We start from the raw sequence: 17,857 nt of genomic DNA, 5'->3' as shown, positions 1-17,857 counted from the left end.
AGTGCTCGGATTATAGCCAAGCTGTTCGCGAGGGAAATATGACAAAGGTGGCCAATTGGCCACCTTTGTCGTGTTTTACCCTTTATTTACCTTCATTTTTCCCCGCGTTCGCGGGCGATGGCGCGGTAACCGATGTCGTTGCGGTAGAAACTGCCGTTCCAGCGGATTTTCTCAGCCAGGCGATAGGCCTGCTGCTGAGCTTCTTCAACCGTACGACCGATGGCGGTGGCGCAGAGTACGCGGCCACCTGCGGTGACGATCTGGCCGTCCTTCAGAGCGGTGCCCGCATGGAACACTTTGCCTTCCAATTGCGCGGCAGCATCCAGGCCTTCAATCACATCGCCCTTGGCGTAATCGGCCGGGTAGCCGCCCGCAGCGATTACCACGCCGACGGTCGGACGTGGGTCCCAGGTGGCTTCGACCTTGTCCAGCGCCTTGGCCAGTGCGGCTTCGACCAGCAGAACCAGAGAGCTTTCCAGGCGGCACATGATCGGCTGGGTTTCCGGGTCGCCGAAGCGGCAGTTGAACTCAATTACCTTGGGCTGGCCGGCCTTGTCGATCATCAGTCCGGCGTAGAGGAAACCGGTGTAGACGTTGCCTTCTGCCGCCATACCGCGCACGGTCGGGTAGATCACTTCGTCCATCACCCGCTTGTGCACATCGGCGGTGACCACAGGGGCTGGCGAGTAGGCGCCCATGCCGCCGGTGTTCGGGCCGGTGTCGGCGTCGCCGACGCGCTTGTGGTCCTGGCTGGTGGCCATCGGCAGCACGTTCTCGCCGTCGACCATGACAATGAACGAAGCCTCTTCACCGTCCAGAAACTCTTCAATGACCACGCGCGAACCCGCGTCACCGAAAGCGTTGCCAGCGAGCATGTCGCGTACGGCGTCTTCGGCTTCGGTCAGGGTCATGGCGACGATCACGCCTTTACCGGCGGCCAGACCATCGGCCTTGATCACGATCGGTGCGCCGACTTTTTGCAGGTAGGCCAGGGCCGGCTCGACTTCGGTGAAGTTCTGGTAGTCGGCCGTCGGGATGTTCTGGCGTGCCAGGAAATCTTTGGTAAAGGCCTTGGAGCCTTCCAGCTGAGCAGCGGCGGCGGTTGGGCCGAAGATATCCAGCTTGCGCGAACGGAACAGATCAACCACGCCTTTAACCAGCGGCGCTTCCGGGCCAACGATGGTCAGTTGCACGTTCTTTTCCGCGAAGTCAGCCAGCTGCTCAATGGCCAGCACGTCGATGGCGACGTTCTCGCACTTGGGCTCAACAGCGGTGCCGGCGTTGCCGGGGGCGACGAAGACTTTAGTGACGCGCTTGTCCTGTGCCACTTTCCAGGCCAGGGCGTGTTCACGACCGCCGCTGCCGATGATCAATACGTTCATGTTGCTCTCCTAGTGGAGGCGGGCGTTGAGCCCGTTTGGTGGATAAGCAAAGCGTTATCCACCCTACGAAATGGGTGCTGCGTAGGGGGTGGTGGCCGCAGCCATCCACCGTTCCATCAATCAGTGACGGAAATGACGCATGCCGGTGAACACCATGGCGATGCCCGCTTCGTCGGCAGCCGCAATTACTTCGTTATCGCGCATCGAACCGCCTGGCTGGATCACTGCGGTGATGCCGTTGGCAGCCGCGTTGTCCAGGCCGTCGCGGAACGGGAAGAAGGCGTCGGAGGCCATTACCGAACCGGCGACCTGTAGGCCAGCGTGCTCGGCCTTGATCGCAGCGATGCGCGCGGAGTTGACGCGGCTCATCTGGCCGGCGCCGACACCGATGGTCTGGCGGCCCTTGGCGTAGACGATGGCGTTGGATTTGACGAACTTGGCCACTTTCCAGGCGAAGATCAGGTCGTGGATTTCCTGCTCGCTCGGCGCACGTTTAGTGACGATCTTCAGGTCTTCGGCCTTGATCATGCCGATGTCGCGGCTCTGTACCAGCAGACCGCCGTTGACCCGCTTGAAGTCCCAGCCAGCGGCACGCTCGGCCGGCCACTCGCCGCATTCCAGCAGGCGCACGTTGGCTTTGGCGGCGACTACAGCACGGGCTTCGGCGCTGATTTTCGGGGCGATGATCACTTCGACGAACTGGCGCTCGACGATGGCCTGGGCGGTGGTACCGTCCAGCTCACGGTTGAAGGCGATGATCCCGCCGAAGGCCGACTCGGTGTCCGTGGCGTAGGCCAGGTCATAGGCCTTGCGGATGCCGCCTTCCTCGTCGGTGGCCACGGCCACGCCGCACGGGTTGGCGTGCTTGACGATGACGCAGGCCGGCTTGACGAAACTCTTCACGCATTCCAGCGCGGCGTCGGTGTCGGCCACGTTGTTGAACGACAGCTCCTTGCCTTGCAGCTGAATGGCGCTGGCCACGCTGGCTTCACCCTTCTGCGCTTCCACGTAGAACGCCGCGCTCTGGTGCGGATTCTCGCCGTAGCGCATTTCCTGAGCCTTGATGAACTGGCTGTTGAAGGTGCGCGGGAACGCGCCGCGTTCTTCGGTACTCAGGGTGTCGCGGCTCTGGTCGATGGTGCCCAGGTAGTTGGCGATCATGCCGTCGTAGGCGGCGGTGTGCTCGAAGGCTTTCAGGGCCAGGTCGAAGCGCTGGGCGTAGCTCAGGCCACCGGCTTTCAGCGACTCAACGATGCCGGCGTAGTCGCCGGCATTGACCACGATGGCCACATCTTTGTGGTTCTTCGCGGCAGAACGAACCATGGTCGGTCCGCCGATGTCGATGTTCTCGATGGCGTCGGCCAGGTCACAACCCGGCTTGGCTACGGTGGCGGCGAAGGGGTAGAGGTTGACCGCGACCAGGTCGATTGGCTTGATGCCGTGCTCGTCCATTACCGCGCCGTCGATGGCGCGACGGCCGAGGATGCCGCCGTGGATCTTCGGGTGCAGGGTCTTGACGCGACCGTCCATCATTTCCGGGAAGCCGGTGTAGTCGGCGACTTCCACAGCAGCGATGCCGTTGTCCTTGAGCAGCTTGTAAGTGCCGCCGGTGGAGAGGATTTCCACATTCAGGGCGACGAGCTCGCGGGCAAACTCGAGGATGCCGGTCTTGTCGGAAACACTGATCAAGGCGCGGCGAACGGGGAGGCGGGTGGTCTGGTCGGTCATTTCAGAATCCATCAGAGCAGGGATATCAGCAAAAAAGGCGGCTCATGTGGGCCGCCCTTTTCGGGAGTTCGGGGTTACAGCAGGTCGTATTGCTTGAGCTTCTTGCGCAGGGTGCCGCGATTCAGGCCGAGCAGCTCGGAGGCCTTGGTCTGGTTGCCCTTGACGTAGTTCATCACGGTTTCCAGCAGCGGCGCTTCAACTTCGGTGAGCACCAGGTTGTACACGTCACTGACGTCTGCGCCCTCAAGATGGGCAAAATAATTGTGCAGAGCCTTCTCAACGCTGCCGCGCAGGGTTTGCCCCTCTTCGCTTGGCGTATTGAGATGCTGCTTCAAGCTGCTGTTGTCACTCACGGGAGCCATTCCACTTCCTAAAGTCTCAGTCAACATCGTCATGCGGCCACCCCTTCTCCATTGTTATTACGCTCGCTGAAGAACTCGCGAACGTTGGTGCACTGCGCGTCCGTACTGTCCAGACGATTGAATTGGGCGCGGAACTCCCTGGCGCCCGGCAAGGTTGCGAGATACCAACTGACATGCTTGCGGGCAATGCGAACGCCCATTACATCGCCGTAGAAGGCGTGCAGTGCAGTCAGATGTTCAAGCAGAATACGTTCCACTTCGAGCAGGCTGGGTGCCGGGAGCTGTTCACCGGTACGCAGGTAGTGCTCGATCTCACGGAATATCCACGGCCGGCCTTGAGCCGCGCGACCGATCAGCAGGCCATCAGCGCCAGTGGCGGCGAGCACCATCTTGGCCTTCTGCGGCGAATCGATATCGCCATTGGCCAGCACCGGAATCGACACGGCCTGCTTGATCGCGGCGATGGTGTCGTACTCGGCCTCGCCCATATACAGGTCGGCGCGGGTGCGGCCATGCACAGCCAGCGCGACAATGCCGGCGTCTTCGGCGATCTTCGCCACGGCAATGCCGTTCTTGTTCTCACGGTCCCAGCCGGTGCGGATTTTCAGGGTCACCGGCACATCTACGGCGGCGACCACAGCCTGAAGAATCTCGCGGACTAACACTTCGTCTTTCAATAGGGCGGAACCGGCGGCCTTGTTGCAGACCTTCTTGGCCGGGCAGCCCATATTGATGTCGATGATCTGCGCGCCCATTTCCACGTTGCGCCGCGCCGCTTCGGCGAGCATTTCGGGATCACCACCGGCGATCTGTACCGAGCGTGGCTCGGGATCACCGCTGTGCATCATGCGCAGGCTCGACTTACGGGTGTTCCACAGGCGCACATCGCTGGTGACCATTTCCGACACCACCAGACCCGCACCCATACGCTTGCACAGCTGTCGAAACGGCTGATCAGTGACCCCCGCCATCGGGGCGAGAATCAGCGAATTTGGCAATGTATAGGGGCCGATGCGTAGCGCCGACATAGGGCTTCCCTGCTCAAGAGACCAGCTGTTGAACAAATAGGAGAGTGCGAAAAAGGGTGGGCATGATACCCGCTCTGGATGACCGGAGAAAGGCTGTTTTGAACAAATTCTGAACAGCTCTTGGCTTATCGCGAAGGGTTTGGTTCGCGCGGATTTTCAAGCAATCCGCGGTATGCAGGCTATTCCGGCGAGTGGAAGCTCAGGCTGTAGTTCACTGCCTGGGTGCCTGGGTCGAGGATGTCCAGGGAGATGTGAATAGGCGTCTGCGGCGGCATTTCCGCGTTGCCGGCCAGCTCGCCCGCGAGGTATTCGCTGGGCTTGAAACGGCGGCTGGCAAGCAGTTGGCCGTTGATGTCGGCAAAGCGCATTTCCAGCAGCGGGAAAGGCTGCGAGAACGCTGCGCGGTTGTAGAGGATGGCATCTACCACCAGAGCACCGCTGAATTCCGGGTGGCTGCGTACCACCAGGTTGCTGCTCTTGACCTGGGTGATGTCGACCTTGGAGGGCAGCTGACAGCCGACTGTCGGGCAGAGTTGCTCGAACCAAGGGCGGTACTGATCCTGGCGCGCCAGTTCATCGAAGTGATACATCACGTACTGCCCGGCCAAGGCGCTGGCCCCAATCAGGTTCAGAAGCCCCCAGCCGATCCAGCGTCCCCAGGGCTTTTTCGGTTGTTGCCAGTCCAGCTGCAGCGGCTCGTCATCCAGCTCGAACAGGTGCTCGTCCCTCAGTTCGGGCTCGCTGCGCGCGGTCTTTTTCGGTGCCGCAACAGTGGGTTCTTCATCAACTGGTTCGTCTGCCCGCGAGCTAAATGGCTCGCGCTCGGCATGCAGTTCGATGTGCTCGATTTCCGGCTCTGGGTGGCGGCGGTCAAGGGCGTTGAGGTCGAGCGGCGGCTCGTCATCGGGCTCGTTGACTGGCTCGGGCGCTACAGGTGTAGACGGCGGAGTCGGCCGCACAGGTGGCGTCAGCGGGTGAGGTTTGACGCTCAGGCTGGCCGCTGGCTTGCTCAGCTCGTCCTGCAACAGGGCTTCGGCCCAGCGCTCGTCATGCGGGTCGCGCTCAATCGGTTCGGGCGCCAGAAAATTCTCGGCGTATTTCGGTGCACTATCGATCGCCAGGAACTGCTTGGACAGCTGCTGCTCCTGGGCTTCGAGCTTGGCCAGCTCTTCGTCCAGATCGAGGCCGTCAAGGTCCAGGTCGTCATGAATCCACAGCGTATCGGTTGTTTTGCTGCTGGCAGGCGCGGCATGTGTTGCAGAGGGTGTGCTGGGTGCGGCCGGCTGCGGTGCTGGTGGCGCAAGCGGTTTGCTGGGCTGTGGTGCCGTCGCTGGCGCGGCGGCAGGCACTGCGGGTGGTGGCAGTTGCTGGCCCTGTTCACGAAGCTGTTGCGCAGCATTAAACACATGCAGGCAGGCCCCGCAGCGCACGGCACCATGGGCGGCGCCCAGCTGCGTGAGGTTCACGCGAAAGCTGGTGCGGCAATGGGGGCACTGGGTGACAAAGCTCTGGGTCATGCGGCGATCCGGCTAAACGAGGCGGCTAGTCTAACGCAAGTGCTTGGCAATGCAGCAGCTGTGCGCGCTGGGGCGGTTAGCGGCGTACACCACTGATACGCACCCAGCCATCTTTGTCGGCGGTCGGGTCGAGGATAAAGGCGTCGTTATAGGCGGCGCGCACTTCTTCGGCCTGCTCGGCAAGGATGCCCGACAGCGCCAGGCGGCCGCCCGGCTTGACCAGGCTGGTGATCTGCGGCGCCAGCGCCACCAGTGGGCCTGCGAGGATATTGGCGACCACCACGTCGGCTGGCTGTTGCGGCATGTCGTCCGGCAGGTAGAGAGGGAAGCGTGCCGGATCGATGTTGTTGCGCCCAGCGTTATCGCGCGAGGCCTCGATGGCCTGGATATCGATATCGGTGCCCACCGCCTGCGGCGCGCCGAGCAGCAGGGCGGCAATTGCCAGGATGCCCGAGCCGCAACCGAAGTCGATCACGCTGCAATCCTGCAGGTTCTGGCCGTCCAGCCATTCCAGGCACAGTGCGGTGGTCGGATGGGTGCCGGTGCCGAAGGCCAGGCCCGGATCGAGCAGCAGGTTGACCGCGTCCGGCTCCGGCGCGGCGTGCCAGCTCGGCACGATCCACAGGCGCTGACCGAAACGCATCGGCTGGAAGCCGTCCATCCAGCTGCGCTCCCAGTCCTGGTCGGCGATCACTTCTGCGTGGCGTTCCGGCAATTCGGCGCCGGTCAGCAGTTGCAGGTGAGCAAACACAGCGTTGGCGTCGGTATCGGCTTCAAACAGGGCGAGCAGGTGGGTGTGCGACCACAGCGGCGTGGTGCCCAGGTCCGGCTCAAAAATCGGCTGGTCTTCGGCGTCCATAAATGTCACCGATACCGCACCGACTTCCAGCAACGCATCTTCGTAGGTTTCCGCCTGCTCAGGGGTTATGGCGAGACGGACTTGTAACCAGGGCATGGGAAACCTCGTGAACGTTGTGGCGGGATGGCGCAAATTGGCGCGCAGCTTACTTGAAGCGGTGGGGCAGCTGCCACCGCTTGCGGTAGGCAGAAACGACAAAGGCCGCCGAATGGCAGCCCTTGTCTGTGCGCTTAGCCGAAGCTTAGTGCTTATCCATACCCAGTTTCTTTTCCAGGTAGTGGATATTCACGCCGCCTTTGCAGAAGCCTTTGTCGCGGACCAGCATGCGGTGCAGCGGCACGTTGGTCTTGATGCCGTCGACGACGATCTCGTCCAGGGCGTTGCGCATGCGGGCCATGGCCTCTTCGCGGGTGGCGCCGTAGGTGATCAGCTTGCCGATCAGTGAGTCATAGTGCGGCGGTACGGTGTAGCCGCTGTACAGGTGCGAATCGACCCGCACGCCATTACCGCCTGGGGCGTGGAAGTGCTTGACCTTGCCAGGGCAGGGCATGAAGTTGTCCGGGTCTTCGGCGTTGATTCGGCATTCCAGCGAATGACCGCGAATCACCACGTCACTCTGCTTGAACGACAGCTTGTTGCCAGCGGCGATGCTGAGCATCTCCTTGACGATGTCGATGCCGGTGACCATTTCCGAGACCGGATGCTCAACCTGTACGCGGGTGTTCATCTCGATAAAGTAGAAATGCCCATCTTCATAGAGAAACTCGAAGGTACCAGCACCGCGGTAGCCGATCTCGATGCAGGCATCGACGCAGCGTTGCAGCACTTCGGCGCGGGCTTTTTCATCGATGCCCGGTGCCGGCGCTTCTTCCAGTACCTTCTGGTGGCGGCGCTGCAGCGAGCAGTCGCGGTCACCCAGGTGGATGGCGTTGCCCTGGCCGTCGGAGATCACCTGGACTTCCACGTGACGTGGATTGCCGAGGAACTTCTCCAGATAGACCATCGGATTGCCGAACACCGAACCGGCTTCGCTGCGGGTCAGCTTGGCCGATTTGATCAGGTCTTCTTCCTTGTACACCACGCGCATGCCGCGACCACCGCCGCCGCCAGCGGCCTTGATGATCACCGGGTAACCGACTTCGCGAGCAATCTGCAGGGCAGTTTCCTCGTCTTCCGGCAGTGGGCCGTCAGAGCCAGGAACCACCGGTACGCCGGCGCGCTTCATGGCGTCCTTGGCCGACACCTTGTCGCCCATCAGGCGAATGGTCTCGGCTTTCGGGCCGATAAAGGCGAAGCCGGAGTTTTCCACCTGTTCGGCGAAATCAGCGTTTTCCGCCAGGAAGCCGTAGCCAGGGTGGATCGCCGTGGCGCCGGTTACTTCAGCTGCGCTGATGATCGCCGGAATATTCAAATAGGACAGCGCGCCAGAGGCTGGGCCGATGCACACCGACTCGTCGGCCAGGCCCAAGTGCATCAGTTCGCGGTCAGCGGTGGAATGCACCGCAACGGTCTTGATGCCCAGCTCTTTACAGGCGCGCAAGACGCGCAGGGCGATCTCGCCGCGGTTGGCGATCAGAACTTTTTCCAACATCGCTGGCTCTCCGTGGATCAAACGATGGTGAACAGAGGCTGGTCGTATTCCACCGGCTGACCGTTCTCGCCCAGGATGGATTCGATCACGCCGCTGGTTTCGGCCTCGATGTGGTTCATCATCTTCATCGCTTCAACGATGCAGAGAATGTCGCCTTTCTTCACGCTCTGGCCGACTTCTACGAAGTTGGCTGACGTTGGGCCGGATGCGCGGTAGAAGGTGCCGACCATCGGCGAGCGCACCACGGTGCCATTCAGCTTGGCGGCAGCCGGGGCTGCTGCTTCAGTGGCGACCGTTGCTGCAGCAACCGGAGCAGCTGCAGGCGCAGGCGCCTGGGCGTACATCGGCTGTTGCATAAAGGCCGGCTGCTTGCTGTGACGGCTGATCCGCACGGACTCTTCGCCTTCGCGAATCTCCAGCTCGTCGATACCGGACTCTTCCAGCAGCTCGATCAGTTTTTTGACTTTACGAATATCCATAGTGGTTCAACTCCCGGTGAGGTCAGGGGCGCTTAAGTTCAAGTTGTTCGAGTGCAGCCTCCAGGGCCAGTCGATAACCGCTGGCGCCAAGGCCGCAGATCACTCCCACCGCGACATCTGAAAAGTAGGAGTGATGGCGGAAAGCTTCGCGTTTGTGCACGTTGGACAAATGCACTTCGATGAATGGGATGCTCACTGCCAGCAATGCGTCACGTAATGCGACGCTGGTGTGAGTAAAAGCGGCAGGATTGATCAGGATAAAGTCGACACCTTCGCCTTTTGCGGCGTGAATACGGTCAATCAGCTCGTACTCGGCATTGCTCTGCAGGTACAGCAGATGGTGGCCTGCCTCACGCGCACGGCGCTCCAGGTCGAGGTTGATCTGCTCCAGGGTGACGGCGCCGTAAACCCCTGGCTCGCGGGTGCCGAGCATGTTGAGGTTGGGGCCGTGCAATACCAATAAGGTCGCCATGATCCTTAATCCTTGTTTTTCTACTGCGCAGGACTATGCCGCGACAGCGCGGGACTGTCCAGTTCTCAGCAATAGTCGACACGATGACCGCAGATTGCGGCAAATATATGACTCGGGGCGTTAAAAACGTTCCCGTGCCGTGCTCAGGCGGGCAGCAAAGGTCGCCGCATCCACCTCACCTACGACACGCAGATCCAGCCATTCGTCACCCTTGGCGTCGAACAGCAGAATCGCCGGCGGGCCGAACAGCTGGTAGCGGTCGAGCAGGGCGCGCTGGGCGGGGTTGCTTTCGGTGATGTCGAAACGCACCAGTTGATAGTCGCCGAGCTGGCGGCCGACTTCCGGGGCGTTGAGCACTTCGCGCTCGATCACCTTGCAGCTGATGCACCAGTCGGCGTACCAGTCGAGCAGCAGCGGCTTGCCGTTGTTCTGTGCGGTGAGCAACGCCGCATCTAGCTCGGCGGGGGTGCTGATGGTTTGCCACTGACCGGATTGAACCTGAGTGGCTTCGGCGGTGCTGACCATGCGGCCAAGCGGACGTAGCGGGTCATCCTGGCCTTGCAGTGCGCCGACCCAGGCTACCAGGGCGTAGACCAGGAGGGGCAGACCGAGCAGTTGCGCGAGTTTCTGGTGATGGGTTTTCGGCGTCAGTTCCAGCACCCCGAGCCACAGTGCGATGCCGGCGGCGAGCAAGCCCCACAACGCCAGGCTGACTGGGCCGGGTACGACGCGCTCGAGCAGCCAGATCGCCACCGCCATCAGCAGTGCGCCGAACAGGTTGCGCACGGTGAGCATCCACGGCCCGGATTTCGGTAGCAAGGCGCCGCCACCGACGGCGAATAGCACCAGGGGGGCGCCCATGCCCAGGCCTAGAGCCAGCAGTTTCAGGCCGCCGCCAAGGGCATCGCCGCTGGCGCTGATGTACAGCAGCGCGCCGGCCAGTGGCGCGGAGACGCAGGGTGAAACCAGCACGCTGGACAGTACGCCGAGCGCTGCGGCGCTGAAAACTGTGCCGCCCTGCAGTTTCTGGCTCAGGCGCTGTAACGGGCCATCAATTGCGGCTGGCAGGCGCAGTTCGAGAAAGCCCAGGCTGGCTGCGCCGAACAGGGCGAAGAAGATCGCAAACGGCACCAGCACCCAGGGCGATTGCAGGCGTGCCTGCAGGTTGAGTTCCGCGCCGAACAGGCCCATCAGCGCGCCGAGGATGGCAAAGCTCAGGGCCATCGGCAGCACGTAGGCCAGCGACAGCACTAGGCTGCGCATGCCGCCGGGTTGGCCGCGCAGCACCACGCCGGTGAGGATTGGCAGCATCGGTAGCACGCACGGGGTAAAGGTCAGCGCCAGGCCACCGAGGAAGAACAGCGCCAGATCGGTCCAGCTCCAGGGTGTTGCGGCATCCGGCGTGGCGCTGCGGGTCGCTGCACCGCCGCCAATCGCCAGTACTTCGGTTTCCGGCGGGTAGCACAGGCCTTTGTCGGCGCAGCCCTGGTAGTTGACGCTGAGGTTGAAGGGGCGATTGTCCGGGTTGTCGACCGGCACCTCGACATCCAGCACCTCGTAATAGACCTCGACATCGCCGAAGTACTCATCATGCTTGGCTTGGCCGGCCGGTAGCACGGCCTGACCCAGGCTTATATCGGTAGGTTCGCTGCTGAAGCTGAAGCGGTGCCGATACAGGTAATAACCTTCGGCCGCGACAAAGCGCAGTTTGACCGACTCGCTGGAGCTGCTGATCAGGCTCAGCTTGAACGCCTCGCGTACCGGCAGGAAGTCCGCGCTGTTGTTCAGGGGCGCGCCGAGCTGCGCAGGAGCGGGCGGCTTATCGAACAGGCCGGCGCTGGCCGGCAGTACGACCAGAAGCAGAAGCAGGCTGAGTAGACGGTGCATGGCAGGCTCGTGATGCGGGAATCGCCGCATCATAGCGGAGGCGGGCGGCTGAGGGCACGACCCAGGCTGTAAGCGGTCTTGTCTACAGGCTGTATGGTGCGCGACAGATTGCCGCGCCAGCGGCCGTTAACCGTCTGTTAGACCCTGAACGCCTGCACGGCGGTATGCAGTTGTCCGCCGAGTTGCAGCAGTTGGTCGCCCTGATTACGGCCCTCGCCGATGCGCTGCAGGTTGTCGCCGCCAAGTTGGTGGATGCGCTCGCTGTGCCCGCGAATTTCGCTGACCGCGCCGCTCTGCTGCGCGGTGGCGTCGGCAATGCGCTCGGCCATGCTGGCGATGGTACGGATCGCCACGACGATTTCATCCAGCGCACCATCGGCGGCTTCCGCCTGGCTGGCGGTGGCTTCGGCGTGTTCGACCTGCGTGCGCATGGCTTGCACCGATTGCAGCGCGGCCTGTTGCAGGCGGCCGATCAGCTCCTGAATCTGCGCGGTGGCGCCGCTGGTGCGTTGCGACAGCGAGCGCACTTCATCGGCGACCACGGCAAAGCCGCGGCCCAGCTCGCCGGCCCGTGCCGCTTCGATGGCAGCATTCAGCGCGAGTAGGTTGGTCTGCTCGGCGATGCCGCGAATCACCGTGAGCACATTGCCGATGGTCGCGGTTTCCTCGGCCAGGCGTTCGATGGCCTGGGCGTTGCCCTGCACCTCATCGACTAGTTCGTGCAGACCGGTAAGGCTGTGGCCGATCACCTGCTGGCCCTGTTCCAGAGCGCGATTAGCGTCGCGGCTGGCGTCGGCGGCCTGGCTGGCATCGCCGGCAACCTGCTGGATGGTGGCCTGCAGCTCTCCGAGTGCATCGCGGATCTGCGCGGTGTCGCCGGCCTGGCGTTCGGCGCCGCTGTGCAGGCCGCCACTGAGATCAGCCAGGGTGCGACTAGAACCGACTACTTGTTCGGCATGCCGGCGAATGGTGCCGACCAAGTCGACCAGATAGGCACGAAGACGGTTTAGCGACTCTTCGATATCGCGCAGTTCTTGAGTGCGTGAGTCCAGGCGGATGTCGGCGGCAAAATCGCCTTGCGCCCAGGCGGACAGTGCGGGGACCAGGTGCGTGAGTACCCGTGTTAGGCGTCGCTGGAGGGTGTCGATGATCAGGGCAATCAACAGAATCAGGCCGATCATCAAGCCGAGTATCAGCTGTACTTCACCCTGGATGCGACCATGTTCGGCGCGCACTTGCGGTTCCAGCGCGGCCAGCGCCTGCTGTACCTGATCGATCTGCATGCGCGTGCTCGTGGCCAGAGCGCCGCGTTGTTCGATCAGATTACGGGTGCGTTGCAGTTCGGCCGGGTAGCGGCTGATCAGGTTGGCCAGGTCACGTTTGAGGGCAATACCACGGTCTTCGGCCTCGCTGCTCTCACTGCTGGCGTCCAAGCCCAGCATGTCAGCAAACGAATCGCTGGACGACTGGCTGGCGTCGGCCACGCCGAGCAGCGGCAGATCAGTGAGGGTTTGCGCCTGCTTACCCAAGGCTGTCAGTTCACGTTCTACTTCGCTGGCCAGCTCGCTACGGCCGCTGCGCACCAGCTTGTCGCGTGCGTGGGCCAGGCGGGTGAGGTGCCGTGCAGCGCTAAACAGCGGCTTGCGGTAAGCAACCGCGGCATTGGCTTCGCCGCTGTCGGCGTATTGCGCGAGCTGCTCCAGTGCGGCGTCCATCTCGCGCTCGGCTTGTAACAGCAGGCCTTGCGGGTCGGCGGAGAGCTTGCCTGCGGCCAGCAGTTCGTTGGCACTGAAGGCTTTGAGTTCAGCGAGGCTGGGACGCAGGTTATCCGCCAATTGCGTGGGCAATTCAGTCATGGACTGTTCGAGGCTGTCCAGCGATTGCAGGGCCGCGCTGTGGCGCAGGGCGTCGCCGCTGTCCAGGTAGGCGCTGATGTTCTGCGCGGCTTCGCCCTGGAACTGCTGGGACAGGCTCAGGTAGCGTGCCATCAGCAGGTAAGGGCGCTCCAGGGCACGTTGCGACCACCAGAGCGTGGCTGCCAGGGCCACGCAGACGGTAACCAGCAGCAGGGTATTGAGGTTGGTAAGGGATTTCAGGCGCATAAGGCTCGACCGATGACGAACGGTTCGGCCGCCGACGTGGACGTCAAGGCGGCTGCTAAGCCTCAGAATTTATTGCTTTTTCGTGACCGTAATATGACTGCGCCGACTGCGTCACAGTTTTCTGCTGAGTGGCCGATGATCGGCCGTGACGGGTGGGGTCAGTCGCCCTGGTAAATCGCCACCTGATTGCGGCCGCCGTGTTTGGCCACGTACAGCGCTAGGTCGGCTTGTTGCGACAGCAGTTTGCCGTCCAGTTGCGGCGCCAGTTGGGCGATGCCGCAGCTGAAGGTGCAGGACAGGTCATGCGGCTGCGCGGAATACTGGATTTCGGCGAAGCGCTGGCGGATCTCATCAAGGACCCGGCGGGCCGATTCGGCGTCGGTGTCGGGCATCACCACGGCGAACTCTTCGCCGCCGTAGCGACCGATGTGGTCGCTCTTGCGCAGGCGCTGCTTGAGAAACAGCGCCAGGCTTTTGATCACCCGGTCGCCCATGGGGTGGCCGTAGGTGTCGTTGACCTTCTTGAAGAAGTCGATATCGATCATCGCAAAGCTCAGCGGCAGGCCATCACGTTCGGCGCGGAAGCGCGCATCTTCGAGCAGTTGCAGGGTGTGGGTGTGGTTGTACAGGCCGGTCAGGCTGTCACGCACCATGCGCGCCTTGAGGCTGCGCGCGCGCGCTGCACGGTTGCGTACGGTGGCGATCAGGTGGCGCGGCTTGATCGGCTTGGTGAGGAAGTCGTCGCCGCCTTCGCTCATCGCGTCGAGCTGCTTGTCGAGGTCGTCTTCGGCGGACAGGTAGATGATCGGTACGCTGACATAGCGGTCGTTGTGGCGGATCACCTGTGCCAGTTCCGGGCCGTTGCACTCGGGCATGTACATGTCGAGGATGATCAGGTCCGGCTGGAAATCCGCCAGATGGCTCATGGCCTGGATGGGTTCGATCAAGGTACGGGTGACGATCCCGGCGCTGTTGAGGACCCGCTCGGTGTGTGTGGCCTGCGCCCGCGAATCGTCGACGATCAGTACCTTGTAGGGCTCGTATTGCGACACGTTAGTCAGCACTTCAATGCGCTCGAACAGGTTCGAGGCATCCAGGCTGCCGGTGAAGAACTCCTGGCCACCTGCGCGCACAGCAGACAGGCGAGTCATGGTGTCGGTGTCTTCAGGGCTGAAGAACAGCAGTGGGATCGTGTGTTCCAGGCCTTCCTGCACGCTTTTGGCTAATTGCAGGCCGCAACCGGGGCCGGAGAAGTCCACTTCCATCAGGATCGCTGCCGGATGACGCTCAAGCATGGCATTGCGAAACGCGTTGGCGCTGTCTAGGGCTATCGCATTCATGCCGAAGAATTCCAGGCGTTGCACCAGCTGTTCGGCCCGCTCCAGGTGTTGCAAGGCCAAGTACACCGGCTTGCGCAAGGGTGGCAGCACGGTTTGCTCAAAGCGATCGCCATGCCGCAGGCCCGTGCGTGACAGGCGTTGCAGCAGCTGGTTGAGCTGGCTGATCAGCTCGCTGTTGAGGCGCCCGCGGTTGTCGGTCACCAGTTGCAGGCAGCTGTCGATTTCCAGAGCCAGTTGGCTGTGTTCGGCTTGATCGAAGCGCTCGGCATAACGCTGCAACAATTGCGTTGCCTCGCGCAGCTCACCCATGCCGGCGTCATTCCACTCGCTGCGCTGCAGGCGCTGCCAGACTTCCAATACCTGACGCGCCTGATTGATCACACGCTGGGCAAAGTGCTGCTTGAGGCGGTCGCGGCTAGGGTCTTCTTGCTCGATCATGGCCCGTTTTCAGTAAGGGCAGCGCAGGGCTACGGGTGATGGCTTAGTGCTAGCAATGCTAACACTCGTTTGAATTATTGCGAGCGCCGTCGATCTATTGGCGTCGGCCTTCTGTCTATAGCATCACAGATACACCATTGGCATAACCGGCGCTAAGTTTGCCGTTCGCCGCTGCTCAGTCGGCTGCGCTTCCCTTATAGTGCAAGGCAGTTGCGCAACCCTGCTTGAGGGTTGTGGTCAAACTAACAGCCGCCGGGTCATGCAGCCGGTCGCGAGTTTGCTACTTGGGTAACAAAAGGACATTGCCATGCTGGATTGGAAAAACCGAACGGCCGAAACGCGCACTGGCGCCGCAGACACCGCCACCACCTCACCGAATCAATCGACAGGACGCACGGCTACGCGCTTGGTCGCGGGCCTGCTCGGGCTTTACCTGGTCGTGGCGCTGGTGGTGGGCTGGTACTGGAGCCAGGAGCCCGCGCAGTTTTCCGTGCAGCAACGCGCCGAAGCCGCGGCTCAGGCTAGCGGGCGCAAGCTGGTGAATGGCTACACCACGGTGGAGACCCTGAAGCAGGTCGCTGGCACTTTGCTCAACAAGCCGGGCGGTTACCTGGCGAACGACCTCGCTCCACCGGGCCTGTGGCTCGACAACATGCCGAGCTGGGAGTTTGGAGTGCTGGTGCAGGTGCGAGACATGTCCCGTGCGCTGCGCAAAGACTTCACCCGCTCGCAATCGCAGTCGACCGAAGACGCCGACCTGGCCAAGGCCGAACCGCGCTTCCACTTCGACCACAAAAGCTGGGCGTTGCCGGCCTCTGAGGCGGAATACGCCGAAGGCATCAAGTCACTGGATGGTTACCTTGAACGCTTGGGCGACCCGAGCAAGGGCAATGCCCAGTTCTACACCCGTGCTGACAACCTGAATAACTGGCTGGGCGACGCCGCCACGCGTCTGGGTTCGCTGTCGCAGCGCCTGTCGGCGAGTGTCGGCCAGGTGCGTCTGAATACCGCAGTGGTTGATCCGGCACTGGCCGATAGCGCAGACCAGGCTGATTTTATCGAAGGCGTGAATTACGAAACGCCATGGCTGCAGATCGACAACGTGTTCTACGAAGCCCGTGGTCAGGCCTGGGCGCTGGCGCATTTGCTGCGTGCGATTGAAGTGGATTTCGCCGATGTGCTGGCGAAGAAGAACGCCACTGTCAGCGTGCGCCAGATCATTCGCGAGTTGGAAGCGGCCCAGGAAACCCTGTGGAGTCCGATGATCCTCAATGGCAGCGGTTATGGCCTGCTGGCCAACCACTCGCTGGTGATGGCCAACTACATCTCGCGGGCCAATGCCGGGCTGATTGACCTGCGCCAACTGCTGTCGCAGGGTTAAGCGGTGGCCTGGTCCGAAGCCGAGGTGGCGCACCGCGCCGCCTCTGATGCTGAGCGCATCGCCTGGGTTGACGAGCAGGACCGTCCGCTCGGCGGTGTACTGCGCAGTGAGCTGCGCGAGCGGCACTTGCTCGGGCGCGGCACCTACATCCTGTTATTCAACAGTGCCGGCTTGCTGTGCGTGCACCGGCGTACCCTTAGCAAGGCGCTGTACCCCGGTTACTGGGATGTGGCAGCCGGCGGCATGGTGCTCGAAGGCGAGAGCTACGCCGAATCGGCCGCGCGCGAGCTGGCTGAAGAGCTGGGTATCGAAGACGCGCAGTTGGTCGAGCATGCGCATTTTCTCTACGACGCGCCGGAAAGCCGCCTGTGGTGCATGGCCTACTCGGCGGTGTCCGATGCGCCGTTGCGTTTGCAGCCGGAGGAAGTGCTGGAGGCGCGTTTTATCTCCATCGACGAGGTGCTGGCCGAAACCCAGCACCTGCCCTATTGCCCCGATTCGCTGGCCGCCTTGCAGCGCTATCTGGCCGCCACTCGCTAGGTCCTCGATACCGGCCGAACCCCGCGTCAGCCCTGGCTTTGTGCAGGATATCCGGACGTTTTGTTCGGCATCTTGAACAAGGTCGCCAATCCGCCGATTAATGGCGCATTTTTACACTTAGCAGTCGCGGCTTTTGCCGTTACACTGCGCCGCCTTCAAGCCCTGGCCGTGTATCGCCAGGGTGCGCTGCCCCTGCCAGAGTGGGGCTTCGCGGTCGACCCCGAGCACTCAGTCGACCAGTCGCTATCCTGACCCCTTCGAGGACAAACCGGTGGTCAAGAAAGCTTCGTCATTCGCCGCACTCAGCGGCCTGGTGTATTCCACCGACAGCGGCCGGCATTGCCCGGACTGCAGTCAGCCGGTGGATGCCTGTACCTGCAAACAGACCCTGATCCCCGACGGTGATGGCATCGCCCGCGTGCGCCGCGAAACCAAAGGTCGTGGCGGCAAAACGGTGACCACCATCAGTGGTGTCCCGCTGGCCGAGGAGCCGCTCAAGGACCTTGCCAGTGCCCTGAAGAAACGCTGCGGTTGCGGCGGTTCGCTCAAGGATGGGGTGATCGAGATTCAGGGTGACCACGTCGAGCTGCTGATGACCGAGCTGATCAAGCACGGTTTTAAAGCCAAGAAGTCCGGCGGCTGATCCCGTCTTTTCTAAACTTCCTCGGCGGACCTTGGGTCACAGCTGAGTAATCGTCATTTCCAGACTTTAATCTGTACGCGTCTTGGCTGTGCCAAGGCCACTATCGCC

General features: G+C 62.3%; 14 protein-coding genes and 1 pseudogene. 3 read left to right on the top strand and 12 right to left on the bottom strand.

Annotation, left to right across the window (positions count from 1 at the left end):
- Positions 1-92: 92 nt before the first annotated feature.
- From purD to BLO50_RS05495, 12 genes and pseudogenes are all read right to left on the bottom strand, one after another.
- Positions 93-1,382: a phosphoribosylamine--glycine ligase gene (gene purD, locus BLO50_RS05550; RefSeq protein WP_090249573.1), complete on the bottom strand. Its 1,290-nt coding sequence runs from the start codon at positions 1,380-1,382 to the stop codon at positions 93-95.
- Positions 1,383-1,502: 120 nt separating this feature from the next.
- The gene (purH, locus tag BLO50_RS05545; protein ID WP_090249571.1) at positions 1,503-3,110 is read right to left on the bottom strand and encodes a bifunctional phosphoribosylaminoimidazolecarboxamide formyltransferase/IMP cyclohydrolase; all 1,608 of its coding nucleotides are present in this window, start codon (positions 3,108-3,110) and stop codon (positions 1,503-1,505) included.
- Positions 3,111-3,184: 74 nt separating this feature from the next.
- Positions 3,185-3,505: a DNA-binding transcriptional regulator Fis gene (gene fis, locus BLO50_RS05540; RefSeq protein WP_090249568.1), complete on the bottom strand. Its 321-nt coding sequence runs from the start codon at positions 3,503-3,505 to the stop codon at positions 3,185-3,187.
- Positions 3,502-4,500 carry a tRNA dihydrouridine synthase DusB gene (gene dusB, locus BLO50_RS05535; RefSeq protein WP_090249565.1) on the bottom strand — a complete coding sequence of 333 codons (999 nt, stop codon included), beginning with the start codon at positions 4,498-4,500 and terminating at the stop codon, positions 3,502-3,504. Before dusB ends, fis begins: the two co-directional genes overlap by 4 nt.
- Before the next feature lie 179 nt (positions 4,501-4,679).
- Positions 4,680-6,017, bottom strand: coding sequence for a DUF3426 domain-containing protein (locus BLO50_RS05530; RefSeq protein WP_090249562.1), 1,338 nt, complete (start codon positions 6,015-6,017; stop codon positions 4,680-4,682).
- Between the two features lie 76 nt (positions 6,018-6,093).
- A complete protein-coding gene (gene prmA / locus BLO50_RS05525; protein WP_090249560.1) occupies positions 6,094-6,972 on the bottom strand; it encodes a 50S ribosomal protein L11 methyltransferase in 879 nt (292 codons plus the stop codon).
- Between the two features lie 145 nt (positions 6,973-7,117).
- On the bottom strand, positions 7,118-8,467 hold the full coding sequence (gene accC, locus BLO50_RS05520) for an acetyl-CoA carboxylase biotin carboxylase subunit (protein ID WP_090249556.1): 1,350 nt from the start codon (positions 8,465-8,467) through the stop codon (positions 7,118-7,120).
- Positions 8,468-8,484: 17 nt separating this feature from the next.
- Positions 8,485-8,946, bottom strand: coding sequence for an acetyl-CoA carboxylase biotin carboxyl carrier protein (gene accB, locus BLO50_RS05515; RefSeq protein ID WP_090249554.1), 462 nt, complete (start codon positions 8,944-8,946; stop codon positions 8,485-8,487).
- 22 nt (positions 8,947-8,968) lie between these two features.
- Positions 8,969-9,418, bottom strand: coding sequence for a type II 3-dehydroquinate dehydratase (gene aroQ / locus BLO50_RS05510; protein ID WP_090249552.1), 450 nt, complete (start codon positions 9,416-9,418; stop codon positions 8,969-8,971).
- Positions 9,419-9,538: 120 nt separating this feature from the next.
- On the bottom strand, positions 9,539-11,305 hold the full coding sequence (locus BLO50_RS05505; RefSeq protein WP_090249549.1) for a protein-disulfide reductase DsbD: 1,767 nt from the start codon (positions 11,303-11,305) through the stop codon (positions 9,539-9,541).
- A 137-nt stretch (positions 11,306-11,442) separates the two neighbouring features.
- Positions 11,443-11,958: pseudogene (locus BLO50_RS22240) on the bottom strand (methyl-accepting chemotaxis protein); the annotation flags it as partial.
- Between the two features lie 1,607 nt (positions 11,959-13,565).
- Positions 13,566-15,185, bottom strand: coding sequence for a diguanylate cyclase (locus BLO50_RS05495; RefSeq protein WP_090249544.1), 1,620 nt, complete (start codon positions 15,183-15,185; stop codon positions 13,566-13,568).
- Positions 15,186-15,492: 307 nt separating this feature from the next.
- Between BLO50_RS05495 and BLO50_RS05490 the strand changes: the two genes are divergently transcribed.
- The 3 genes from BLO50_RS05490 to BLO50_RS05475 all read left to right on the top strand — a co-directional run bounded on the left by BLO50_RS05490 (position 15,493) and on the right by BLO50_RS05475 (position 17,749).
- Positions 15,493-16,566, top strand: a complete 1,074-nt coding sequence (locus tag BLO50_RS05490; protein WP_090249542.1) for a DUF2333 family protein — start codon at positions 15,493-15,495, stop codon at positions 16,564-16,566.
- Positions 16,567-16,569: 3 nt separating this feature from the next.
- Positions 16,570-17,106, top strand: coding sequence for an NUDIX hydrolase (locus BLO50_RS05485; protein WP_090249539.1), 537 nt, complete (start codon positions 16,570-16,572; stop codon positions 17,104-17,106).
- A 271-nt stretch (positions 17,107-17,377) separates the two neighbouring features.
- Positions 17,378-17,749, top strand: a complete 372-nt coding sequence (locus BLO50_RS05475) for a translation initiation factor Sui1 (RefSeq protein WP_090249532.1) — start codon at positions 17,378-17,380, stop codon at positions 17,747-17,749.
- The last annotated feature ends 108 nt before the right edge of the window (positions 17,750-17,857 follow it).

This window comes from Pseudomonas peli, from assembly GCF_900099645.1.
In the GTDB taxonomy this organism is placed as follows: domain Bacteria; phylum Pseudomonadota; class Gammaproteobacteria; order Pseudomonadales; family Pseudomonadaceae; genus Aquipseudomonas; species Aquipseudomonas peli.
The sequence above is the reverse complement of the archived record's forward strand: the minus strand, read 5'-3'. Positions and strand labels throughout refer to the sequence as shown.

Bases quoted from the DNA above. Each gene is read 5' to 3' on its own strand.
- purD (WP_090249573.1), bottom strand. From the start codon at position 1,382: ATGAACGTATTGATCATCGGCAGCGGCGGTCGTGAACACGCCCTGGCC.
- purH (WP_090249571.1), bottom strand. From the start codon at position 3,110: ATGACCGACCAGACCACCCGCCTCCCCGTTCGCCGCGCCTTGATCAGT.
- fis (WP_090249568.1), bottom strand. From the start codon at position 3,505: ATGACGATGTTGACTGAGACTTTAGGAAGTGGAATGGCTCCCGTGAGT.
- dusB (WP_090249565.1), bottom strand. From the start codon at position 4,500: ATGTCGGCGCTACGCATCGGCCCCTATACATTGCCAAATTCGCTGATT.
- BLO50_RS05530 (WP_090249562.1), bottom strand. From the start codon at position 6,017: ATGACCCAGAGCTTTGTCACCCAGTGCCCCCATTGCCGCACCAGCTTT.
- prmA (WP_090249560.1), bottom strand. From the start codon at position 6,972: ATGCCCTGGTTACAAGTCCGTCTCGCCATAACCCCTGAGCAGGCGGAA.
- accC (WP_090249556.1), bottom strand. From the start codon at position 8,467: ATGTTGGAAAAAGTTCTGATCGCCAACCGCGGCGAGATCGCCCTGCGC.
- accB (WP_090249554.1), bottom strand. From the start codon at position 8,946: ATGGATATTCGTAAAGTCAAAAAACTGATCGAGCTGCTGGAAGAGTCC.
- aroQ (WP_090249552.1), bottom strand. From the start codon at position 9,418: ATGGCGACCTTATTGGTATTGCACGGCCCCAACCTCAACATGCTCGGC.
- BLO50_RS05505 (WP_090249549.1), bottom strand. From the start codon at position 11,305: ATGCACCGTCTACTCAGCCTGCTTCTGCTTCTGGTCGTACTGCCGGCC.
- BLO50_RS05495 (WP_090249544.1), bottom strand. From the start codon at position 15,185: ATGATCGAGCAAGAAGACCCTAGCCGCGACCGCCTCAAGCAGCACTTT.
- BLO50_RS05490 (WP_090249542.1), top strand. From the start codon at position 15,493: ATGCTGGATTGGAAAAACCGAACGGCCGAAACGCGCACTGGCGCCGCA.